A 21,780-nucleotide genomic window follows, 5' to 3' on the forward strand; every position below is an offset into this window, starting at 1 on the left:
CCCATCCGCTCGGCTGACACTATAAACCAAAACTAGTTCACTTCGTCCGCCGGGCGGACGGAAGAAATATGATGCAATTTTGAAGATTTAGCAAAAAATAGTTGTGAGACAGAGCAATTGCATTTTAGCTTTGTGCCGCTAAGGATAGAAAAACACGAACTCGTCCAGATTAGCTAACTGCTAGTCAAGACAGGGTTCGTGCTTTTATTGTTTCGTTGGAGTTTTGTTTTGCTCCTTTATTCGTTAGGCTTCTTTCTTGGCAAACTGACTTGTATATAAGTCGTAATAGAAACCTTTATCAGCTAAAAGCGATTCGTGAGTTCCTTGCTCAATGATTTGTCCATCTTTGAGAACCAAAATCTTATCTGCCTCTTGAATCGTCGATAAGCGGTGAGCAATGACAAAGCTTGTCCGTCCTTGCATGAGGTTCTTCATCGCCTTTTGAATCAAAAGCTCTAAGCGCGTATCAACCGACGAGGTTGCTTCATCCAAAATTAAGATTTTGGGATTTGCCAATAGTGCTCGCGCAATGGTCAGCAATTGTTTTTGTCCTAGCGAAATATTGCTGGATTCCTGATTCATTTCCATATTATAGCCACCTGGAAGCGTCCGAATGAAATGATCGACATTAGCTGCTTTGGCGGCTTCCACAATCTCTTCATCTGTCGCATTCAGATTTCCAAAGCGCAAGTTTTCTTTGACTGTTCCTTCATAAAGCCAAGCGTCTTGCAAGACCATACCAAATTGTTTGCGGTAATCTTGGCGCGATAAGTTGCGAATATCGTGACCATCCACAGAAATTGAACCTGCTGTTACATCGTAAAAGCGCATGAGTAGATTGATGAGGGTGGTCTTTCCGGCACCTGTTGGACCGACAATCGCCACCATTTCGCCCGGCTTAACCTCTAAGTTGAAGTCTCGAATGAGCGGTTTGTTTTCCACGTATTGAAAGTCAACATGCTTGAAGCTGACCTGACCTGTCAAATCATGTTCCAGCCGCTCTTTCGCATCTGTTACTTCGTCTGGTTCATCCAAGACTTGGAAAACACGATCCAGCGAAGACTTAGCACTCTGCAATTGCCCAGCTAGTTGCGTTAAGTTTTGGATTGGTTGGTTTACTTGCCACACATATTGTACGAATGCTTGCATGTTCCCAATTGTTAATTGTCCAGAAATGACTTGCAAACCACCAACAACTGCTACAAGCAGATAAGTCAAATCTGAAATTGCGTTCAAAATTGGCATCATCAAGCCAGAAATAAAACTAGCTTTGAATCCGACTTCTTGGAGGTTTTGCGTGATTTCTCGAAAATCGTTTGAAGATGTTTCTTCACGGCCATAGAGTTTCAGCACATTAAAACCAGTTAGATTTTCTTGAACAAATCCATTCATGACACCTAGCGTATCTGCTTGCTTTTTAAAATACGGTTGTGATTTTTTCAAAATAAAGTTTGCCCCCAAATAGGTCAACGGAATGCTAGCAATCACTATCAAAGCCAGTTGAAAATTAAGATACAAGACCATTCCGATAACTAAGGTAATGGTCAAAACCGCATTTACAACTTGTAAGAATGATTGTTGAAGCGCATTTGAGACAGTTTCTACATCACTGGTAAAGCGCCCTAGCAAATCTCCAAATTGATGCTTATCAAAATAAGAAACTGGAATTTGATTAATTTTAGAACTCAACTCATTACGCATGTCACGTACTGTATTTTGCACTGCATTGGTCATAAAATAATTAGAATAGTAAGACCCAATTTCATAGAACAAACCACGCAAAAGGTAAAGTGCCATTACTCCAAAGACATATGTTGTGTTTATACTGGCGCCTTCGACTCCTTTTGCTATGTCCAGCACATTTCGTGTCAATTCTGTAATAGCAAGACCAAGTACAAAAGGCTCTAGCACGCTCATCACAATACTCACCACCTTCAAAAAGATAGCAAGGATTACTGAGAGTTTATAAACTTTTAAGTAACTCCACAAGCGCATAAAACTATGTTGTTTCATCTTTCCCTCCTATTCTTCTGTTAGTGATTGACTATTAAGCTGAGAATTAGCAATTTCGCGATAGATATCGTTATCTTGCAACAATTCTTCATGCGTTCCACGACCAACGATTTCTCCCTTATCCAGAACAATAATCTGATCTGCATCCATAATGGTTCCCACGCGTTGTGCTACAATCAATACAGTAGCATTTTGCGTAACTTCTTTGAGTCGACTTCGAAGAATGGCATCGGTCTTATAGTCCAACGCAGAAAATGAATCATCAAAGATATAAATATCTGGCTCTTTTACGACTGCCCGCGCAATGGAGAGACGTTGCTTTTGACCACCAGAGAGATTACTCCCTCCTTCTGCCAAATGCGTTTCAAAACGCTCTTCCTTGCTTTCAATGAAGTCCCTTGCTTGTGCCACATCTGCTGCTTGCACCAATTCCTCACGACTAGCATTTTCTTTCCCATACCGCAGATTTTCTGCGATTGTGCCGGTAAAGAGCAGAGCTTTTTGTGGAATGAAACCTATCTTCTGCCGTAGTGCTTTTAGATTATAAGAACGCACATCCACTCCGTCCACTAAAATCTTTCCTAAAGTCACATCATAAAAGCGCGGAATCAATTGCACCAATGAGGACTTCCCTGAGCCGGTCGAGCCGATAAAAGCAATCGTTTCACCAGGCTTGGCTTTGAAGGAAATATTATGCAAGACTGGACTCTCTGTTTCACCAGGATATGCAAAGGTAACATTATCAAACTCTAAATAACCATGACTATCTGTCTCAGTCACACCATCTTCGTTTGGATTGATTGAAATGGGCATTTCCATTACTTCTTTCAACCGTTCACTCGAAACAGCAGTTCTAGGATACATAGTAAACAAGCTAGACAGCAACAGAAATGACAGCAATGCATGAAAACTGTATTCGATAAAAGCAACTAAATCGCCAATTTGCAAATCTCCTGTACCTAGTGGTTTTAAAGCAAAGCAGACAATGGCAACAATCATCGCGATGATAATTTGAACAAAAAGAGGTTCTGTCAAACCAGTTAACTTGAACAGACGATTCGAATTATTCGCATAAATGTCATTTTGTGAAGCAAAACGCTCTTCTTGAAATTCTTCTCGAGCAAAAGCACGAATAACGCGCAGCCCCATTAAATTCTCACGTGCGTATTGATTGATTTTATCTAACGTTTTTTGTTGTTTTTCTGATAAAGGACGAGTCTTGACTGCTATATACCAAACGACAATGCCGAGAAAAGGAACGGAAATTGCGACAATCCAAGCTAAAGAGGGGCTGGTGACAAAAATCATCATCACACTGGAAATCATCATCATAGGCGTGACGACACCCATTTTTAAGGATTGCTCTGCAAATTGCATGAGAACAAAGGCATCACTGGTAATCCGTGTCACCAAAGACGAAACGCCAATTTGCTCATATTCATGATGCGAATACTCTTGCAATTTATCATAAACATCATTGCGCATGTCACGTACCATGCTCGTCGTTAATTTCCCAGCAGCATAGGCAAGGACAATCCGTCCAAAGACTCCTAGCAAAATGACAATGAGCATCACAATTGCCCAATAATACAAACGATTGCTCTCTCCTCGATTAATCCCTTCGTCAATCATTCGTGCCAAAACAGTCGGCAAACCGAGATTCACCACAACAAAGAAGACAGCACCAAAGAAATCCAACATCAACCATTTGGGATATTTTTTCAAATAAGACCAAATATACTTCATGTTTCTCCTTTCTCCTCATAAAACAAATCCACAATAAAAAAGCACTAACGTACTTTTTAGACAAAATGGGAGTGGGACAGAACTTATCTTGAAAAATTTAAGTTCGTGGTCCCACCCCCGCGAGGGTGATTAGGTGCTCTTTCGAGCTTGAAAAGCGAATAAAGAGTCCAATCACCTACTGCGTCATTCGCTTATCACTAAATTAGATAGAGGCTGAGATACTTTTTGTCCGACCTCATGTAACAATAGTATAACAAAAGGATGATATAAATGCAACACTAGCAATAATCTAGTTGGTAACGGTCACTTCTCCTGTTTGATAATTTAGCCGAAGTCCTGTCTGTACGTTGGGAACAAAGACATTCATTTCCAAGCTACTATCGCTTGATTTAGCTTCAATATGCGAACCAACTGGCACTAAATCCTGTTCATTGGCATAAATCAAAGTCACCCGATACCGAACTCGTTTATTATTGTCTAGTGCCTTGCGAACCTTTGTTTCATAGAAATTTTGACCCGTAGAATGACTAGTATTTGCTTGATTAGCCCAAGCTGTTTGCACAGCTATATTTTTCGGGTTACTGGTCGAAGCATCAAACCCTTTCAAGTTACCAATCAAAGCATAACCCAACAAATGTCCTCGGTCAACTGCATGGTTGTATTCACCTGATAAATGCTTGACTTGATGCCAACCAGCAGGCGTCCAAGTCGTGGAGCCATTTCCTGTTTCTTCACGACTTCTATATTGGCGAGTTGTTTTGGATAAAAGAGCATTTGCAACCGTCGGAACGGTCTGACCTCGGACGAGTTTAGTCTTATTATCCGCATAAGGAACGCTTGCAACTTTAGCATCCAATGTTGTTTTATTTTCATTGATTGTGAAGGCTCCTGCCCCATTCCATTCAATCTTTCCTTTGAGTTGCCGTTTAACGGACTCTGTCAAAACACTCTGTGCTAATTCTTGACTGGGTGCTGCATGATTCGTCCGAATACTTCGATTAATAGCAGTGCTGTCAGAAGGCTTCGTACTACCATGATGATTGCTAAAAGAATAACCTCCCAGCGCAAGAACCAGTGCTATAACCAAACCAGCTACACTTTGTGCTACTTTCTGATTGGATTTCTTTCTCGCCATTTCTCCCCCTTTTAAATAAATAGGAAGCGGGACTCAAAGCCAATTTCTACGAAATCACGACCTCTGTCTCACTCCCTTTTTCCTATCAATATTATTGTCTATTGTCCTGTGAATTTGCTGATAATCTCCTGCCACTTATCTGGCGATAAAATAGCCCATGGATTTTTTCCACCATAACCAACAACTAAACCGAGTGCAAACAAAATCAAACCCAACAATAAGACTATCAGAACAATTCCGACTTGTTTTCCAACATATTTCAAATCATTATTCATCGTCTTCTTCCTTCACTCGCTTAATAGAAGCACCTAAGTTAGCCAACTTTTTATGGAACTGATAATATCCTCTGTCCAAATGAGTTAGTTGTCCTACTTTTGTTTCACCTTCTGCAACCAAGCCTGTTAAAATCAGCGCGGCACTCGCACGCAAGTCTGTTGACATCACCTCTGCCCCTTGCAAGGCTTGACCACCAACGATACGAGCTGTGTCCCGCATAATTTCTGAATGTAAACCCATCCGACGCATTTCTTCCAGATGTTGAAAACGATTCTCAAAAACAGTCTCAATCATGGTAGACTCACCCTTGGCAACCGTCATCAAAGCTGTAAATTGCGCCTGCATATCTGTCGGGAAACCTGGATGCGGAAGAGTCTTCACATTGACCGCTTTTAACTTGGATAAATCCGAACAAATCCGAATTCCTTCGTCCTCTTCGGTAACAGACACACCCATTTCCATCAGTTTCGCAATGAGGGGACGATTATGCTCCCAGATAGCATCTTGCACAAGAACATTGCCACCTGTCATAGCAGCTGCTACCATAAAAGTTCCAGCTTCGATACGATCTTGCACCACGCTATGACTTGTCCCAGACAATTCCTTAACCCCAGTAATGGTTAATGTTTCCGTACCTGCTCCACGGACTTTAGCCCCCATTTTGTTTAACAAAACGGCTAAATCCACAATTTCAGGCTCCCGAGCTGCATTTTCAATAACAGTCACACCGTCTGCTAACGTTGCTGCCATCATAATGTTTTGTGTCGCCCCTACACTTGGAAAGTCCATATAGATATGAGCTCCATGCAATTGGTCAGCTTTTGCTTCGATAAATCCAGCCGTCTGCTTAATTTCTGCTCCCATTGCCTCTAAACCTTTCAAATGAAGGTCAATAGGACGGCTTCCAATCGTACAGCCACCCGGCATGGAAACTTTTGCGTGACCATTACGCGCCAAAATAGGTCCTAATACAACAATTGAAGCACGCATTTTACTCACATATTTATAAGGCGCTTCTTCACTCAACGGCTGTGTAGCATCCACCGTAATCCGGTTTTCTTCTTGCTCAAAAGTCACTTTTGTATTCAATCCACGAACCACATTGTTCATCGTAAACACATCTGATAGAACCGGAACATTGGTTAGAGTTGTTTTCCCTGTCGTCGCTAGAATAGTTGCTGCAAGCAAAGGCAAAACAGCATTTTTGGCACCTTCAATTTTAACCGAACCAACTAATGGATTCGAACTGCCTTGTATAATAATTTTATCCATATTTTCTCCAAAACACTTATTTTATTACTTTTCTCATCTTATAAATTGCTATTAAACACATCACGTCCTAATGTATAGAGACTGAGGAAGAAAGAGCTGAGCAAAAAGCCTAATGCAATACTAAGCAATAAAATCAAAAAACGAATTCTAAAAGCATTGTCAGCATTCACTTTCAATAGTTTTTCCCAATTCACAACAGTAGAAAGTAAGTGAAATGAAAGAAAAATAAAGATCATATGGCTACTAAGCGTAAAAATTAACTGAATCATATTCCCATTATACCAAAAAAATAGATGAGAGCAAACTATCGGACACGAATCATGTACCGATAACAAAAAAGCCATTATAAAAAAGGCCAATTGGCCTTTTTTATAATCTTGTTCCAACGTTAATTCGGTTAATGGCACGTTGAAGAGCGATTCTGGCACGACGTTCTTGGTCAATCAAATGCTTTTCATGTGCTTCTTCAATAGCACGTTCAGCACGTAATTTTGCTCTTTCAGCACGACTGATGTCAATATCGCGAGCACGTTCGGCAGAGTCTGCAACAATGGTGATTACATTATCAGCTACTTCGACAATTCCACCATTCACAGCAATCCAATTGACATGATCTTCATCATCAATCCGCTTCACTTTGACCTCATCGACAGCCAAAACAGCAATCATATTTTCATGATGCGGTAAAATCCCCATTTCTCCATCAAGAGTTTTAACGGAAACAAACGTTGCATGGTGGTCAAAAACTAGACCATCAGGTGTCACGATTTGTACTGTCATTTGAGCCATAGGTCACCTCTTAAAATCCCATTTTTTCAGCTTTAGCAACGACATCTTCGATAGAACCAACACCACGGAAGGCATCTTCAGGGAGATGATCATATTTTCCTTCAAGGATTTCCTTAAAGCCACGAACTGTATCAGCAACTGGTACATAAGAACCTGGTTGCCCAGTAAATTGTTCAGCAACATTAAAGTTTTGTGACAAGAAGAATTGAATCCGACGCGCACGCGCAACCAAAGTCTTTTCTTCGTCTGACAATTCATCCATACCAAGGATTGCAATAATATCTTGCAATTCATGGTAACGTTGAAGGACACGTTTCACTTCTGCTGCTACAGCATAGTGCTCTTCTCCGACAATTTCAGGAGCAAGTGCACGGGAGCTAGAAGCAAGTGGATCAACTGCTGGGTAAATCCCTAATTGCACCAATTTCCGTTCCAAGTTGGTTGTAGAATCCAAGTGAGCAAACGCTGTCGCTGGCGCAGGGTCAGTGTAGTCATCGGCTGGCACATAGATAGCTTGGATAGAGGTTACAGAACCTTTCTTGGTTGATGTAATCCGTTCTTGCAATTGTCCCATTTCTGTCGCAAGTGTTGGTTGGTAACCAACGGCTGAAGGCATGCGTCCAAGAAGGGCAGATACTTCAGAACCTGCTTGCGTGAAACGGAAGATATTGTCAATGAATAAAAGCACATCTTGACCTTCAACATCACGGAAATATTCGGCAATGGTCAAACCAGTCAAAGCCACACGCATACGTGCTCCAGGTGGTTCATTCATTTGACCGAAGACCATGGCTGTTTTTTCAATAACGCCAGATTCTTTCATTTCCCAGTAAAGGTCGTTCCCTTCACGCGTTCGTTCTCCAACACCAGTAAAGACAGAAATTCCACCGTGTTCTTGGGCAATGTTGTGAATCAATTCTTGAATCAGGACTGTCTTTCCAACACCGGCACCACCGAAAAGTCCGACTTTCCCACCTTTTAGATAAGGTGCAAGGAGGTCAATTACCTTAATTCCTGTTTCTAAGATTTCTGATGAAGTAGACAACTCATCAAAAGTTGGAGCTTTTTTGTGGATTGGTTGACGTTCTGCATCTTCACCAAAAGGAGCCTCCAAGTCAATGGTATCTCCTAAAACGTTAAAGACGCGACCGAGTGTTTCTTTCCCAACGGGGACAGAAATTGGACGACCAGTATCTAGGACTTCCATGCCACGAGTCAACCCGTCAGTTGATTCCATAGCAATGGTCCGAACCACTCCGTCACCAAGCTCAAGAGCTACTTCAAGGACGATTTTTGATTTTTTTTCGTCATTTTTATAGACTACAAGTGCATTATTTATCTCAGGTAATTTATCACCAGCTGCAAACGCAACATCAACGACTGGTCCGATAACCTGAGCAATTTTGCCTGAGCTCATTCTTTTCTCCTCTTTATATTTATTTTCTGTGACACTATTCTAGTGCACTTGCACCCGCCACAATTTCAGTAATTTCTTGCGTGATAGCTGCTTGTCTAGCACGATTATACTGAATGGTCAAATCATTGATAACTTTTTTCGCGTTATCTGTTGCTGTCTGCATCGCGGTCATTCCTGCCGCATTTTCTGCTGTTTTCGCATCAATAATTGCTCCGTAGATCATACTTTCAGCAAACTGAGGCAATAATTGATCCAAAATGACATCTCGGCTAGATTCCAATTCCAAATTCAAAACGTAGTCTTCATCTGCTTCATTTGGATCCAAATCCACGATTGGAAGCATTTGTTCAACACGCATTTGGCTGGTCAAACTATTGACGTGATGATTATAACAAACATACAATTCATCAAATAATTCGTTTTGATACATTTCAACCGTTTTGTTAATGATTTTACGAACTTCATCAAAGCTTGGTTGATCAGCTAAACCACGTAGTTCATAAATTGGTTGAATACCACGCGCACGAAAGAAGTCCGAGCCCATACCACCGATTGAAATGATGACGAAATCATCTTTATCATGGTATTCTGCAAAAAGTTCCATCATGGATTTGAGAATGGTCGCATTATAACCACCTACTAAGCCACGATCCGATGTAATAACGATATAGGCTGTTTTTTTCACCGGACGACTAATCAACATAGGGTGGTATTTGGAATTTTGCACTTCATGCCCATGAAGCAAATCTGTCAATAACTTTCTGACTTTAGAAGCATAGATTTGGAAATTCTTGGCCGCTTCTTCTGACTTTCCTAGCTTAGCAGCAGATACCATTTGCATAGCATTTGTGATTTGACTGGTGTTTTTTGTGGATGCAATTTTATTTTTTATATCATTTAATGAAACTGCCATCTGACACCTCTATTCTTACTTGAAGCTAGACTGATTGATAAATTCAGTAATTGCAGCATCTAAGACTGCTTCCTCTGGAAGGTCTTTTGTTGTACGAATGATTTCATAGAGGTCTTCATGATGAGCATCAAAGTAATCAAACAGTTCTGCTTGAAAACGAAGAATATCATCAACCGGTACACTATCCAAGAAACCATGTGTCAAGGCGTACAAAATAACGACTTGTTTTTCAACTGGTAATGGTTCATGAACAGGTTGTTTCAAGACTTCTACCGTCCGACGGCCACGATTCAATTTCGCTTGCGTTGCCGCATCCAAATCACTACCAAACTTGGTAAATGCTTCCAGTTCACGATAAGAAGCAAGGTCAATACGCAAGGTTCCGGCAACCTTCTTCATCGCTTTTATCTGTGCAGAACCACCTACACGTGATACAGATGAACCGGCATCAATAGCAGGTCGAACACCTCCATTAAAGAGACTGTCGCTTAAAAAGATTTGACCGTCTGTAATTGAAATTACATTGGTTGCGATATAAGCGGAGATGTCTCCTGCTTGCGTTTCGATAAACGGCAGCGCTGTAATAGAACCACCACCTAATTCATCCGAAACTTTGGCAGAACGTTCCAAAAGACGGCTATGAAGATAGAATACGTCTCCTGGGAAAGCTTCACGACCTGGTGGACGACGAAGCAAGAGTGACAGTTCACGATAAGCAACCGCTTGTTTTGATAAATCATCATAGACAATCAAAACGTGTTTGCCACTATACATAAATTCCTCTGCCATTGCTACACCTGCATAAGGTGCTAAAAACAGCAATGGTGAAGGTTGAGAAGCCGACGCTGTGACAACGATTGTGTAATCCAGCGCTCCATACTGACGAAGTGTTTCTACTTGCGTACGAACCGTTGATTCTTTCTGACCAATGGCAACATAGATACAAATCATATCTTGTCCCTTTTGGTTCAAAATCGCATCAATCGCAATACTTGTTTTACCAGTTTGACGGTCTCCGATAATCAATTCCCGTTGCCCACGACCAATTGGCACCAAAGCATCGATCGCTTTCAAACCTGTTTGAAGCGGTTCTGATACAGATTTCCGTTGCATAACTCCCGGAGCAGGTGTTTCAACTGGACGCGTCTTGTCTGTCTTAATCTCGCCAAGCCCATCAACCGGACGACCAAGCGGATCAACAACCCGACCAATCAAAGCATCTCCGACAGGCACTTCCATGATTTTACCAGTTCGGCGAATGGTATCCCCTTCGCGAATATCTGTGAAATCACCTAAGATGATAATCCCTACATCTGTTGATTCTAAGTTTTGTGCCATACCGTATGAGCCATTTTCAAAAATCAACAGCTCACCACTCATTGCATTGTCAAGACCATGAGCACGGGCGATTCCATCACCAATATATGTGACGACCCCTGTTTCTGTGACGTCAAAATTTGGCTGGAAATTTTCAATTTGTTGCTTAATTAAAGCGCTGATTTCTTGTGCGTTAATCGCCAAAATTCACACCACTTTCTATTTCAAATTTTCTTTTACTGTTTGTAATTGACGTTTAATACTTGCATCAATTGTCTTATTATTAGCTGTGATGATAAAGCCACCAATGAGGCTTGCATCCAGTTCTTCTTTTAAAGAACGGACCTGCAATCCAAATTTTCGCTCAATAATCGGAATAATTTTAGATTTTTGCTCCTCCGATAAACCTTGAACTGATTTGATTGTCACTTCAAATTCATTACTAATCTCTTCAAGCTGGTGAAGACTTTCTACTAAAATATCATAAAAAAGATCTTCACGATGATTATGAATAATAACTTCAATGAAATTGTCAATCAAGGATGAATCAGATCCTTGAAAATAGCGAAGGCTTCTTTCTTTTTCTGTATCATCAACACCAATATGTGACAAAAAAGCAGCTAAATGTGTATTGTCAAAAATGTCTTTGATTTGTTGAAGTTTTTCAAAAACATCTTTTTGCTGACCTTTTTCAATCACGAGTTGGACAAAAGGTGTGGTATATTTTTCAATTACCGCATATCTTTTTTTGTCCATTAAGCATCTCCTAGCTTGTCAATATAGCGGTCAATGAGCTCTTTGTGAGCTTCTTGATCCAATTTTTGACCTAAAATTTTGCTAGCAAGATTTACAGTCAAATCGGCTACATCACCTTTGATACTGTTCATGGCTTCTGCTTTGGTTTGAGCGATTTCTTGATTAGCCTTTTCTTTTAAACGTCCAGCTTCATCAGCTGCATCTGCCAAGATTCCTGCCTTGTTTTTCTCGGCAGTTTCCTTGGCATTTTCAATAATTGTTGTCGCTTCTTGACGACTACCTGCTAATTCTGTTTCTCTCTTTTGAGCCAAATCTTCTGCTTTTTGACGAGCAGATTCTGCGCCATCAATATCATCCGAAATCTTTTTGGCACGTTGCTCAAAAGTACTTGTAATATTATCCCAGGCAAATTTCTTAATTAAAACGATTAACAGAAGAAATGAGCCTGCTACAAGGATAAAATCCCCAATAAGACTACCTAAAGTAATATTCATCTCTTTTCTCCCTTCTATTCCTCACCATTAATTTTCTTACCTAGATACATAGATGTCAACATGGTAAATACATAGGCTTGAATACATGAAATAAAGACTGAAAAAGCTGTCCAAACAAGATTCAAGACAAATGCTATTGGATACCAAGCAGCAGCTTGTTGTGACAAAGTTAATAACAAGCCAGACAGAACTTCCCCTGCATAGATATTACCATAGATCCGCAAAGCCAAAGAAGCAAAATTGGTGAATTCTTCCAAAATATTCATCGGTGTCATTCCAGCAGGTGTCGCAAAAGCTTTGAGATACGCTTTCACCCCACGTCGGCGAATCCCTTCAATGTGACAAATCAAGGTAATCAAGAATGAAAATCCTAGGTCAAATGCAAGATTAGCTGTTGGAGATGTCCACAAGTTATATCCCTTGGTTGTCTGCACTTTTGCCATCAAGCCAAGGTTATTAGCTACTGCAACGAAAAGGAATAAGGAAAAGATAAATAGAGAGTAATTCTTCATATACTTATCGCCAATATTGCCCTTTGTAAAGCCAATGACAAAATCATAGAGGTATTCTAAGACGTTTTGCTTACCAGAAGGCTTCAGCGTCATTTTCCGACTAGCCCAATAGACGAAAGCAAATACGATAAGTACGGTTAGAAGAGACATAGCAAGTAGAGTCAAATCAAAGGTCACAGGACCTAAAGTGATAGTTGGATTTACACTTTCTTCCAACGAACTCCACCCCCTTTTCTAAAGGATAACTTTCTTTTCTTATTTAATGATGAATGACATCGCAAGTGTTACGAAGAAAGTACCTTCGATAAAGGCAATCCCCATGATCATAAGTGTTCTCAACTGACCAATGATTTCTGGCTGACGTGATGCTGATTTAAATAGATTTGCCATTAAAAACCCTTCAGCGAGTGAAACACCCATACAGGCAAGACATAATCCAAAAAATGTTAAATTCATGATGAATTCTCCTTTATGTTTAAAATTTACTTACTTAGTTTAGTCCTAAAAATTCTTTTTGTCAAATGTTTTTGTCTTTTGGAAACGTTTTATACGGATTTCTTTCAATTTCCAAAAAAGTAGGCTATCCTGCAACAATTGTGGTTGTAGAATAGTAGTAAAACGAACTTGATCCCACTATCAGTTTGTTGATGTAGAAATAGCTATTTCCAATTATCGAATTTTTTCCTATATATGTATATTATAGGTAATCTTTATCGATTAAATATAGACAAAAACTACAATTCACTTTTTCAACAAAGAGGCTGGATAAGTCCCAGCCCCTAGCTTATTACTTTTTTAGGTTCCAAATTTCTTTGGCGTATTGTTCAATCGTATCATCTGATGTGAATTTATCAGATGTTGCGATATTAATAAGGCTCATACGCGCCCATTTCCCTTTGTCACGATAGAGTTGATCAATCTTTTCTTGAGCCGCTACGTACGAAGCAAAATCTTCCAGAAGGAAGTATTCGTCATTGTGCGTAATCAAAGCTTCATAAATCTCAGAACCTTCATTTCGGACATTTGGAATAGTTCCGTCCACAAAGCTATCCACCACACGGCGAACCACAGGATTGCTTTCATAAACACCACGTGAGTAGTAATCATGACGGGCATAATGGTCATAGACTTCGTCTTTGTCCATACCGAAAATTACAATATTGTCATCTCCGACTTCATCTTTGATTTCAATATTGGCTCCATCAAGAGTTGCCAGAGTAATGGCACCTGTCATCATGAATTTCATATTAGATGTGCCGGAAGCCTCCTTAGAAGCAAGCGAGATTTGCTCTGACACATCTGCAGCAGGAATGATGAGTTCAGCCAAGCTGACCCGATAATTTTCAAGGAAAACAACCTTTAGCTTGCCTTGTAGACTCTCATCATTATTGACAAGATTTGCCACTTCGTTGATCAATTTGATAACAGATTTGGCAAAATGATAACCCGGCGCTGCCTTGGCACCAAAAATGAAGACACGTGGCACCATATCTTTATTAGGATTGTCTTTTAAATCCCAATATAGTTTAAGAATATGGAGCAAATTGAGCAATTGACGCTTATAAGCATGAAGCCGTTTCACTTGTACATCAAAGATAGCTTCCGTTGACACTTCCACTCCTGTAGATTCTTTGATGAAAACTGCTAAGCGCGCCTTGGCTTCTTGCTTGACATTATAAAATTCACTCAAAACTTGCCGATCATCTTTGTAGTCTAAAAGTCTGCGAAGTTCATGAATATCCGTCCGCCAGCCCTTACCAATTAAACGATCAATTTCATTTGACAATGGTTCATCTGCAATTTGCAACCAGCGACGTTGAATGATGCCATTCGTTTTATTATTGAATTTTTCAGGATAAATAGCATAAAAGTCACGCAACGTATCTTCTTTGAGCAACTCTGTGTGAAGTTTTGCCACTCCATTGACCGAATGCCCACCAATAATCGCAAGATGCGCCATGTGGACTTGATTATCTTTGACAATCCGAGTATTTTCAATCACTTGCGGATCAATACCGCGTGCAGCCATATCAGAAACATAGCGATTGTCAATTTCAAGAATGATTTGGTAAACACGAGGAAGAACATTTTTAAAGAGTTCCGCGTCCCATTTTTCCAAAGCTTCCGAAAGAATGGTGTGATTGGTATAACTCATCGTCTTCACTGTTGCATTCCAGGCGTCCGCCCATTCAAGACCGCAGTCATCAAGTAAAAGCCGCATAAATTCTGCTGGTGCAACCGCTGGATGGGTATCGTTGATATGGACCGATACCTTTTCAGGAATTTGCTCTAAAGGCAGGCCTTGTTTCCGATAAGATTTGATAATCGTCTGCAAACCCGCACTAGTCATGAAATATTCTTGAATCAAGCGCAGTTCTTTTCCTTCGTAACTTGAATCATCTGGATACAAAATAGCCGTAATATCTTGCACTTTGCGGCGTGCTTCAATCGTTGGATATTCTAGTTCATATTCTTCAGGAATTTCAACATCCCATAAACGAAGATTGTTGACAGTATCATTTTCAAAACCAATTTGTGGCACGTCGTAAGGTACTGCACGAAGAGTTTGTGAATTTTCATAAACAGGAACGATCCGACCTTCCTTGTTGGCTTGAAGATAGACATTCCCAAAAATTTTGACATCTACAACATCGTGATCTTTCCGCGTTTCCCAGACGTTTCCTAGACTACCAAACCAATCATCAGGCAACTCGACTTGGTAACCGTCCACAATTTTTTGTTTGAAAAGTCCGTAGCGATAGCGGATTCCATTACCAAATCCCGGATAGCCTGTAGTTGCAAGCGAATCCATAAAAGCTGCTGCAAGGCGACCAAGACCGCCATTCCCTAATGCCATATCGTGTTCAGCCCGTTTTACAGCTGTAAAATCAATACCTAATTCGTCAAAACCTTCTTTGACAACATCGAGGATTCCAAGATTTAGCAAATTAGTTTCCAGCATCCGCCCAGGTAGAAATTCAATCGAAAAGTAATAAGCAATTTTTTGCTTGTCTTCTACTAATTTGTTTCGTCGCTCCAACCACATAGGAGTGATGTATTTGCGAATTGTACGTGCTAAGGTTTGAAACAGTTCTGCCGGAGTGGCATCTTCTACTTTAATCAATTGTTCTTCATGCAAAATATCCTTAAAATCATGAAGAAACTGCTCTTTTGTTAGTTTCATTTCTTAACGGCAAACTCCTTTCTATCAATAAAGAGATTGGTACAAATGACTGTAAGCTTGGCTAGCTGTATCCCATGAAAAATCGCGTTCCATAGCCTGTCTTTGAAGGTTATACCATGTATCTTTATCATTGTGGTATACGTCAATAGCCATGTCAAATGTCCATTTCAGCCAGTAACCTGAGAAATTATTAAAGCTAAATCCAGTTCCTGTTCCTTCATAAGCATTGTAGGGTTGAACGGTGTCACGAAGACCACCAACTTCATGTACAAGTGGCAATGTTCCATAACGCATGGCCATCATTTGGGACAATCCACACGGCTCAAAGCGACTCGGCATCAAGAACATATCACAAGCTGCATAAATTTCTTGGGCTAATTTCACATCAAAAGTGATATTAGCGGATAATTTTTCTGGATAAGCTTGACCAAACCAAGCAAATGATTGCTCAAAAGATGGGTCTCCTGTTCCTAAAAGGATAATTTGTACATCATCTTGTAGTAAATTGTGTAATTGATCCACAACTAAATCAAAACCTTTTTGCCGAGTCAAACGTGATACAATCCCTACTAAAGGTACATCATCTCGAACAGGTAGACCAACTTTTTCCTGCAACGCACGCTTATTAGCAAGTTTGCCAGATAAATCATCTTTATTAAAATGATGATCCAGTAACGCATCTGTTTCTGGATTATAAATATCTGTATCGATTCCATTGACAATACCTGAGACTTTACCCGACTCCATCCGCAAAATTTGATCCAAACCGCAACCGAACTCTGGTGTCATAATTTCATGTGCATAACTTGGTGATACAGTTGTTACACGATCTGCATATAAAATCCCTGCTTTCATCCAGTTGAGGCAGTCATTCCAACGCAATGTTCCATCTGCATAGCGCTCATAACCCACTCCGAATAAATCCCAGAGCATGCCATCCGAAAATTGCCCTTGAAATTCTAAATTATGAATGGTTAAAACAGTCCGAATACCATGATAAGCCTGAATCCAATGGTATTTTTCTTTCACCAAAAATGGAATCATCGCTGTATGATAATCATGCACATGGAGAACATCTGGAATAAAATCCACTCGCTCCATTAACTCAACAGCTGCCATTTGGAAATAGGCAAAGCGTTCGCCGTCATCAAAATCGCCATAAACATGTCCACGGAAGAAATAGTATTGATTGTCTATAAAGTAGAAGGTCACACCATTTAAAACGGTACGTTTCACGCCTACATATTGACCACGCCAACCGACCTTCACTTCAAAATGGAACAAGTCTTCCATTTGGTCGCCAAACTTTTTATCCACCATATCATAGTATGGAAGAATGACGCCCACTTCATGACCTGCCTTCACAAGAGATTTAGGGAGAGCGCCAATGACGTCTCCCAAACCTCCTGTTTTAGAAAAAGGTGCCCCTTCTGCTGCTACAAATAAAATTTTCATTGAATTCTATCCTCTGTTACTTTTTCACCTTTTTTAATGACAACTGGGTTATCAACTGTTCCTCGAATGGTCACATTCTCAGCAACCTCAACACCCTTATCTAAAATAGCATTTTCTACAACAGCATTTTCACCAATAAGGACACGTGGGAAGAGAATGCTGCTTTTAACACTACTTCCTTTGTTAACGCGGGTATTACGAGAAATGACAGAATCAATCACTTCTCCTTCCACGATACTACCAGAAGCGAATTGAGAATTTGAAACCTTAGAACCGACTGCATAATAAGTTGGCTCTTCATTTTTTACTTTAGTATAAATCTTTTGATTTGGGGAGAAAAGAGAATAGAATTTTTGCGAATCAAGCATATCAATATTGGCATTGAAGTACGAAGTGACAGAATGAATATTTGCTAAATAACCCGTATATTCATAAGCAAATGCTTTTTCCTGAGTAGCTAAATCACGTAAAACATAACGTAATTTTTGAGGAAATTCTTTTTGTGCTTCTATTTCTAACTTTTCAATCAGCCAAGGTGTATCCACAACAAAGATATCCGTTGACATGTTGTACAAATCCTGATCTTTTTTATCATCAAAAAGATGGTGATTTTTCACATGATCTGTTTCATCAATTTCCAAAACAGCGTTGACTTCGGAAATTTCTTCTTTTGGTAATTTTTTATAGACAACTGTAATCGGTTGATCAGTTGTACCATGTAAGTGGAAGACTTGGTTCAAGTCGATGTTCACCAAAACATCACAGTTCAATGCTACCGTTTGATCGCTGCCCGAACGTTTTAAGTAGGTCAATAATTGCTCGTAGTATTCTTTACCAACAGTAGAACTTTCTACGCGCGTATTATAAATACCAAGATAGTAGTGACTCAAAAGAGTAGACAGCCCCCATTCACGTCCAGAACGGATATGGTCAAAGACAGAACTAATATTATCTTGTTGGAAAATGCAAAAGACGCTCCGAATCCCTGCATTTGCTAAGCTGGATAATGGAAAGTCAATCAACCGATATTTCCCACCAAAAGGCAAGCTGGCAACTGGACGATGACTTGTCAAAGTAGACATATCATGAAATCCAACTGTATTTCCTAAAATTGCTGAATATTTATCAATCTTCATCTGATGGTACCCCCACTTTCTCATTGTATCCGATAACTTGTACTTCGTCTGTTCCATCAATTTCTACACCATCAGAAATGATAGCTCCTTCACCGATAATAGCACGTTTGATTTTTGCTCCTTGACCAATGATAGCTCCACTCATAACAACAGAATCTTCTACAACTGCATCTTTACGCACCTGAGCTTCCGTAGAAAGAATCGAATGTTTAACCGTGCCATCTACCAAACAGCCGTCCACAACCAAAGAATCTTCAACATGAGCGTTCTCTCCAAGGAAGTTTGGTGGGGAAATCAAGTTCCGTGAGTAAATTTTCCATTGACGATCACGGCTATCTAAGGCATTATTGGGATCGATATATTCCATATTAGCTTCCCAGAGAGATTCAATCGTTCCAACATCTTTCCAATATCCCTTAAATTCATAAGCATAGACACTTTCGCCGGATTCAAGATAATTTGGAATAACATTCTTACCGAAGTCAGACATATCTACATTGCTCTTTTCAGCAGCTACCAGCATAGTACGCAGGCGTTTCCAGTCAAAGATATAAATTCCCATAGAAGCTTTTGTAGACTTAGGTTCAGCCGGTTTTTCTTCAAATTCGACAATGCGGTTATTGGCATCTGTATTCATAATACCAAAACGACTGGCTTCTTTCAGAGGGACATCTAGAACAGCCACTGTTAAGCTGGCATTGTTATCTTTATGAGACTGAAGCATATCATCATAATCCATTTTGTAAATGTGATCACCAGACAAAATCAAGACATATTCAGGATTGATAGTATCAATATAATCAATGTTTTGATAAATCGCATGGCTCGTTCCTTCAAACCAACGATTTCCTTCACTTGCTGAGTAAGGCTGGAGAATGGATACTCCTGTATTAATGCCGTCAAGTCCCCAACTAGAGCCATTCCCAATATGACTATTCAAAGCTAATGGTTGATATTGAGTAATGACACCAACATTATGAATCCCTGAATTCGCACAATTGGACAAAGCAAAGTCAATGATACGGTAACGTCCACCAAATTGTACTGCTGGTTTGGCAATACTTTGAGTGAGTTTTCCAAGACGCGTTCCTTGCCCACCGGCAAGAATCAAAGCTAGCATTTCATTCTTCATTTGTTACTCCTTTTTGGACTTTTTACTTACATTTGCTGATTTCACACGACGTTTAATCTTCCAAATACTTGCCCCTAATGCTGGCAAAGTAAAGGTCAACGTCTGAGGATAATCCTTCCACAAGCCTTCTTGAGACTGAACCGTTTGATTGTGCTCTTTCCACACACCTCCCCATTCTTCTAATTCCGTATTCCAAATTTCTTCATATATGGCTGCTACCGGAACACCAATGGTAAAGTCTTTGCGCTCTACCGGAGCCATATTAAAGACGCAAACTAACATATCTCCCTTGTCATTTTTCCGAATAAAGGAAAGCACACTTTGATCTGTATTATCCGCATCAATAATCTCTAAACCGTCCCAACTCAAGTCATTTTCCCATAAAACACGATTTTCTTTATAAAGCTGATTGAGCTGAGAAGTGAAATGCTGCATCTTGGCATTCATATCATCAGCCAAATCACGCCATTCCAAAGATTCTTCGCATTTCCACTCTAAGAATTGTCCCCATTCACTACCCATGAAAAGTAATTTCTTACCTGGGTGACACATTTGATATGTATAGAGATTTCGCAGACCAGCAAATTGATTGTAGCGGTCTCCCCACATCTTATGCATGAGGCTCTTCTTACCATGCACCACTTCGTCATGAGAGAATGGCAGTAAGAAATTTTCAGAGAAAGCATACATAAAACTAAAGGTTACTAGATTAAAATCATACTTGCGGTAAATTGGGTCTTCTTCGTAGAAGCGCAGAATGTCATTCATCCAGCCCATGTTCCACTTGTAGTCAAATCCAAGACCACCCATTTCTGCCATACCTGTAATCTTTGTATCACTCGTGCTTTCCTCTGCAATCATCATGACATCTGGATGAGCCAGTTTGATAACCGTGTTCAAGCGTTGAAGGAAGTAATAGCCTTCGTAGTTGCGATTGCCCCCGTCAATATTTGGTTGCCATGGACCACTATCATAATCTAGGTAGAGCATGTTGCTAACAGCATCCACGCGGATTCCGTCTAAGTGATAAAAGTCAATCCAAAACTTGATACTAGAAATCAAGAAAGACTGCACTTCATTCTTTCCTAAGTCAAAATTGAGAGCGCCCCAGCCGTAATTATGGGCACGGTCATGATCCTGATATTCAAACGTAGGTGTACCGTCATAATAAGCCAAGGCATCATCATTGATAGTAAAATGACCCGGCACCCAGTCAACAATAACTCCGATATTATTGACATGACATTCTTCAACAAAATCACGAAACTCTTCAGGCGTTCCATACGTGTGCTCAAGTGCAAAATATCCCATTAGCTGATAACCCCAGCTCAATCCAAGTGGATGCGCCATTAGTGGCATGAATTCCACATGAGTATAATTCATTTTAACCAAATAAGGAATCAGTTCATCTTTTAATTGAGCAAATGAATACGGGCTACCATCCTCATTTTTCTTCCAGGAACCTGCATGAGCTTCGTAAATATTCACTGGACGTGAGAAAAATCCCCAACGTTTTCTGCGAGCTAACCATAGACCATCTTTCCATTTCTTTTCTGGAATCGTCCGAATTACTGCACCTGTACCAGGACGTTTTTCAAAATAAACTGCCAGCGGATCAATTTTCAAAATTTCTTGCCCGCTACTTCGTTTGATGTTGTATTTGTAAATGTCTCCTTCCTTAGGTAAATCCGTAAACACTTCCCATACGCCACCTTCATTACGTGCCATAGGGATTTGATTTTCATACCAGTCGGTAAAGTCTCCAATCAGATGCACACTCTGAGCATTCGGTGCCCATACACGAAATGTATAGCCACTTTGCCCATCTACTTCATCTTGATGAGCCCCCAAATAGTGCTGCAAATGGAAATTTTCACCTGTGGTAAAAGTTCTCAATGCTTCTTGTCTATCCATTTTTTCACCTCGTTTTGTAAGCGTTTTCTATGATTCTATTTTACTATTTTTCCTATTGCTTTTCAAGTAAATTTCCATTATTATTACAAAAAATTCTCAAAACCGAACATTTCTTCAAATAATGCCCACTATTAGCAAAAATAACTAGATTTTGTTAAAATTTTAAACTTTTCATTCCATTCCTACTAAATAGTCGATAAAAGAGTAAACTTTTTTAAATGAAAATTTTCATAAAGGTCTAGACAGCTTTACAAAAAAGGCCACACAAAGTCGCCTTTTGATTTAGTTTATAAGATTGAATTGCAACAACAGGATATAA

19 protein-coding genes are annotated in these 21,780 nt (G+C 39.9%); all 19 read right to left on the minus strand.

Features of this window, described 5'->3' with window-relative positions; all coding sequences use genetic code 11:
• Nucleotides 1–243: 243 nt before the first annotated feature.
• Entirely contained in the window at nt 244–2,013 is a 1,770-nt protein-coding gene (locus tag HMPREF3249_RS08345; protein WP_049533573.1) for an ABC transporter ATP-binding protein, read from the minus strand.
• 9 nt (nt 2,014–2,022) lie between these two features.
• The gene (locus tag HMPREF3249_RS08350) at nt 2,023–3,759 is read right to left on the minus strand and encodes an ABC transporter ATP-binding protein (protein WP_049533574.1); all 1,737 of its coding nucleotides are present in this window, start codon (nt 3,757–3,759) and stop codon (nt 2,023–2,025) included.
• Nucleotides 3,760–4,048: 289 nt separating this feature from the next.
• Nucleotides 4,049–4,894: a DNA/RNA non-specific endonuclease gene (locus HMPREF3249_RS08355; protein ID WP_049533575.1), complete on the minus strand. Its 846-nt coding sequence runs from the start codon at nt 4,892–4,894 to the stop codon at nt 4,049–4,051.
• 98 nt (nt 4,895–4,992) lie between these two features.
• A complete protein-coding gene (locus tag HMPREF3249_RS08360) occupies nt 4,993–5,169 on the minus strand; it encodes a DNA-directed RNA polymerase subunit beta (RefSeq protein WP_003028073.1) in 177 nt (58 codons plus the stop codon).
• Nucleotides 5,162–6,442, minus strand: a complete 1,281-nt coding sequence (murA, locus tag HMPREF3249_RS08365; protein ID WP_003028071.1) for a UDP-N-acetylglucosamine 1-carboxyvinyltransferase — start codon at nt 6,440–6,442, stop codon at nt 5,162–5,164. The genes HMPREF3249_RS08360 and murA overlap by 8 nt, the downstream gene beginning before the upstream one ends.
• Before the next feature lie 38 nt (nt 6,443–6,480).
• Nucleotides 6,481–6,711, minus strand: coding sequence for a DUF1146 family protein (locus HMPREF3249_RS08370; protein ID WP_018543445.1), 231 nt, complete (start codon nt 6,709–6,711; stop codon nt 6,481–6,483).
• Nucleotides 6,712–6,811: 100 nt separating this feature from the next.
• Complete coding sequence (locus HMPREF3249_RS08375) at nt 6,812–7,231, minus strand: F0F1 ATP synthase subunit epsilon (RefSeq protein WP_003028068.1); 420 nt, start codon at nt 7,229–7,231, stop codon at nt 6,812–6,814.
• A 10-nt stretch (nt 7,232–7,241) separates the two neighbouring features.
• The gene (gene atpD / locus HMPREF3249_RS08380) at nt 7,242–8,648 is read right to left on the minus strand and encodes a F0F1 ATP synthase subunit beta (RefSeq protein WP_003025268.1); all 1,407 of its coding nucleotides are present in this window, start codon (nt 8,646–8,648) and stop codon (nt 7,242–7,244) included.
• Nucleotides 8,649–8,682: 34 nt separating this feature from the next.
• Nucleotides 8,683–9,561, minus strand: a complete 879-nt coding sequence (locus tag HMPREF3249_RS08385) for a F0F1 ATP synthase subunit gamma (protein ID WP_003028065.1) — start codon at nt 9,559–9,561, stop codon at nt 8,683–8,685.
• Nucleotides 9,562–9,576: 15 nt separating this feature from the next.
• Complete coding sequence (atpA, locus tag HMPREF3249_RS08390; protein WP_003028061.1) at nt 9,577–11,082, minus strand: F0F1 ATP synthase subunit alpha; 1,506 nt, start codon at nt 11,080–11,082, stop codon at nt 9,577–9,579.
• 15 nt (nt 11,083–11,097) lie between these two features.
• Nucleotides 11,098–11,634 carry a F0F1 ATP synthase subunit delta gene (locus HMPREF3249_RS08395; RefSeq protein ID WP_003028060.1) on the minus strand — a complete coding sequence of 179 codons (537 nt, stop codon included), beginning with the start codon at nt 11,632–11,634 and terminating at the stop codon, nt 11,098–11,100.
• A complete protein-coding gene (atpF, locus tag HMPREF3249_RS08400; protein ID WP_003028058.1) occupies nt 11,634–12,128 on the minus strand; it encodes a F0F1 ATP synthase subunit B in 495 nt (164 codons plus the stop codon). The genes HMPREF3249_RS08395 and atpF overlap by 1 nt, the downstream gene beginning before the upstream one ends.
• Before the next feature lie 14 nt (nt 12,129–12,142).
• The gene (gene atpB, locus HMPREF3249_RS08405) at nt 12,143–12,856 is read right to left on the minus strand and encodes a F0F1 ATP synthase subunit A (protein ID WP_003028057.1); all 714 of its coding nucleotides are present in this window, start codon (nt 12,854–12,856) and stop codon (nt 12,143–12,145) included.
• A 39-nt stretch (nt 12,857–12,895) separates the two neighbouring features.
• Complete coding sequence (locus HMPREF3249_RS08410; protein ID WP_003025282.1) at nt 12,896–13,096, minus strand: F0F1 ATP synthase subunit C; 201 nt, start codon at nt 13,094–13,096, stop codon at nt 12,896–12,898.
• A gap of 331 nt (nt 13,097–13,427) precedes the next feature.
• Nucleotides 13,428–15,824: a glycogen/starch/alpha-glucan phosphorylase gene (locus tag HMPREF3249_RS08415; protein WP_049533576.1), complete on the minus strand. Its 2,397-nt coding sequence runs from the start codon at nt 15,822–15,824 to the stop codon at nt 13,428–13,430.
• A 24-nt stretch (nt 15,825–15,848) separates the two neighbouring features.
• Nucleotides 15,849–17,279 (minus strand): glycogen synthase GlgA, encoded by a 1,431-nt coding sequence (gene glgA, locus HMPREF3249_RS08420; RefSeq protein ID WP_049533577.1) that lies wholly within the window; start codon nt 17,277–17,279, stop codon nt 15,849–15,851.
• On the minus strand, nt 17,276–18,415 hold the full coding sequence (gene glgD / locus HMPREF3249_RS08425) for a glucose-1-phosphate adenylyltransferase subunit GlgD (RefSeq protein WP_003028053.1): 1,140 nt from the start codon (nt 18,413–18,415) through the stop codon (nt 17,276–17,278). The genes glgA and glgD overlap by 4 nt, the downstream gene beginning before the upstream one ends.
• The gene (locus HMPREF3249_RS08430) at nt 18,405–19,547 is read right to left on the minus strand and encodes a glucose-1-phosphate adenylyltransferase (protein WP_057489607.1); all 1,143 of its coding nucleotides are present in this window, start codon (nt 19,545–19,547) and stop codon (nt 18,405–18,407) included. Before HMPREF3249_RS08430 ends, glgD begins: the two co-directional genes overlap by 11 nt.
• 3 nt (nt 19,548–19,550) lie before the next feature.
• The gene (gene glgB / locus HMPREF3249_RS08435; RefSeq protein WP_003028051.1) at nt 19,551–21,461 is read right to left on the minus strand and encodes a 1,4-alpha-glucan branching protein GlgB; all 1,911 of its coding nucleotides are present in this window, start codon (nt 21,459–21,461) and stop codon (nt 19,551–19,553) included.
• Nucleotides 21,462–21,780: the final 319 nt, after the last annotated feature.

It is taken from the genome of Streptococcus sp. HMSC36C04 (genome assembly GCF_001839535.1).
Lineage (GTDB): Bacteria > Bacillota > Bacilli > Lactobacillales > Streptococcaceae > Streptococcus > Streptococcus hominis.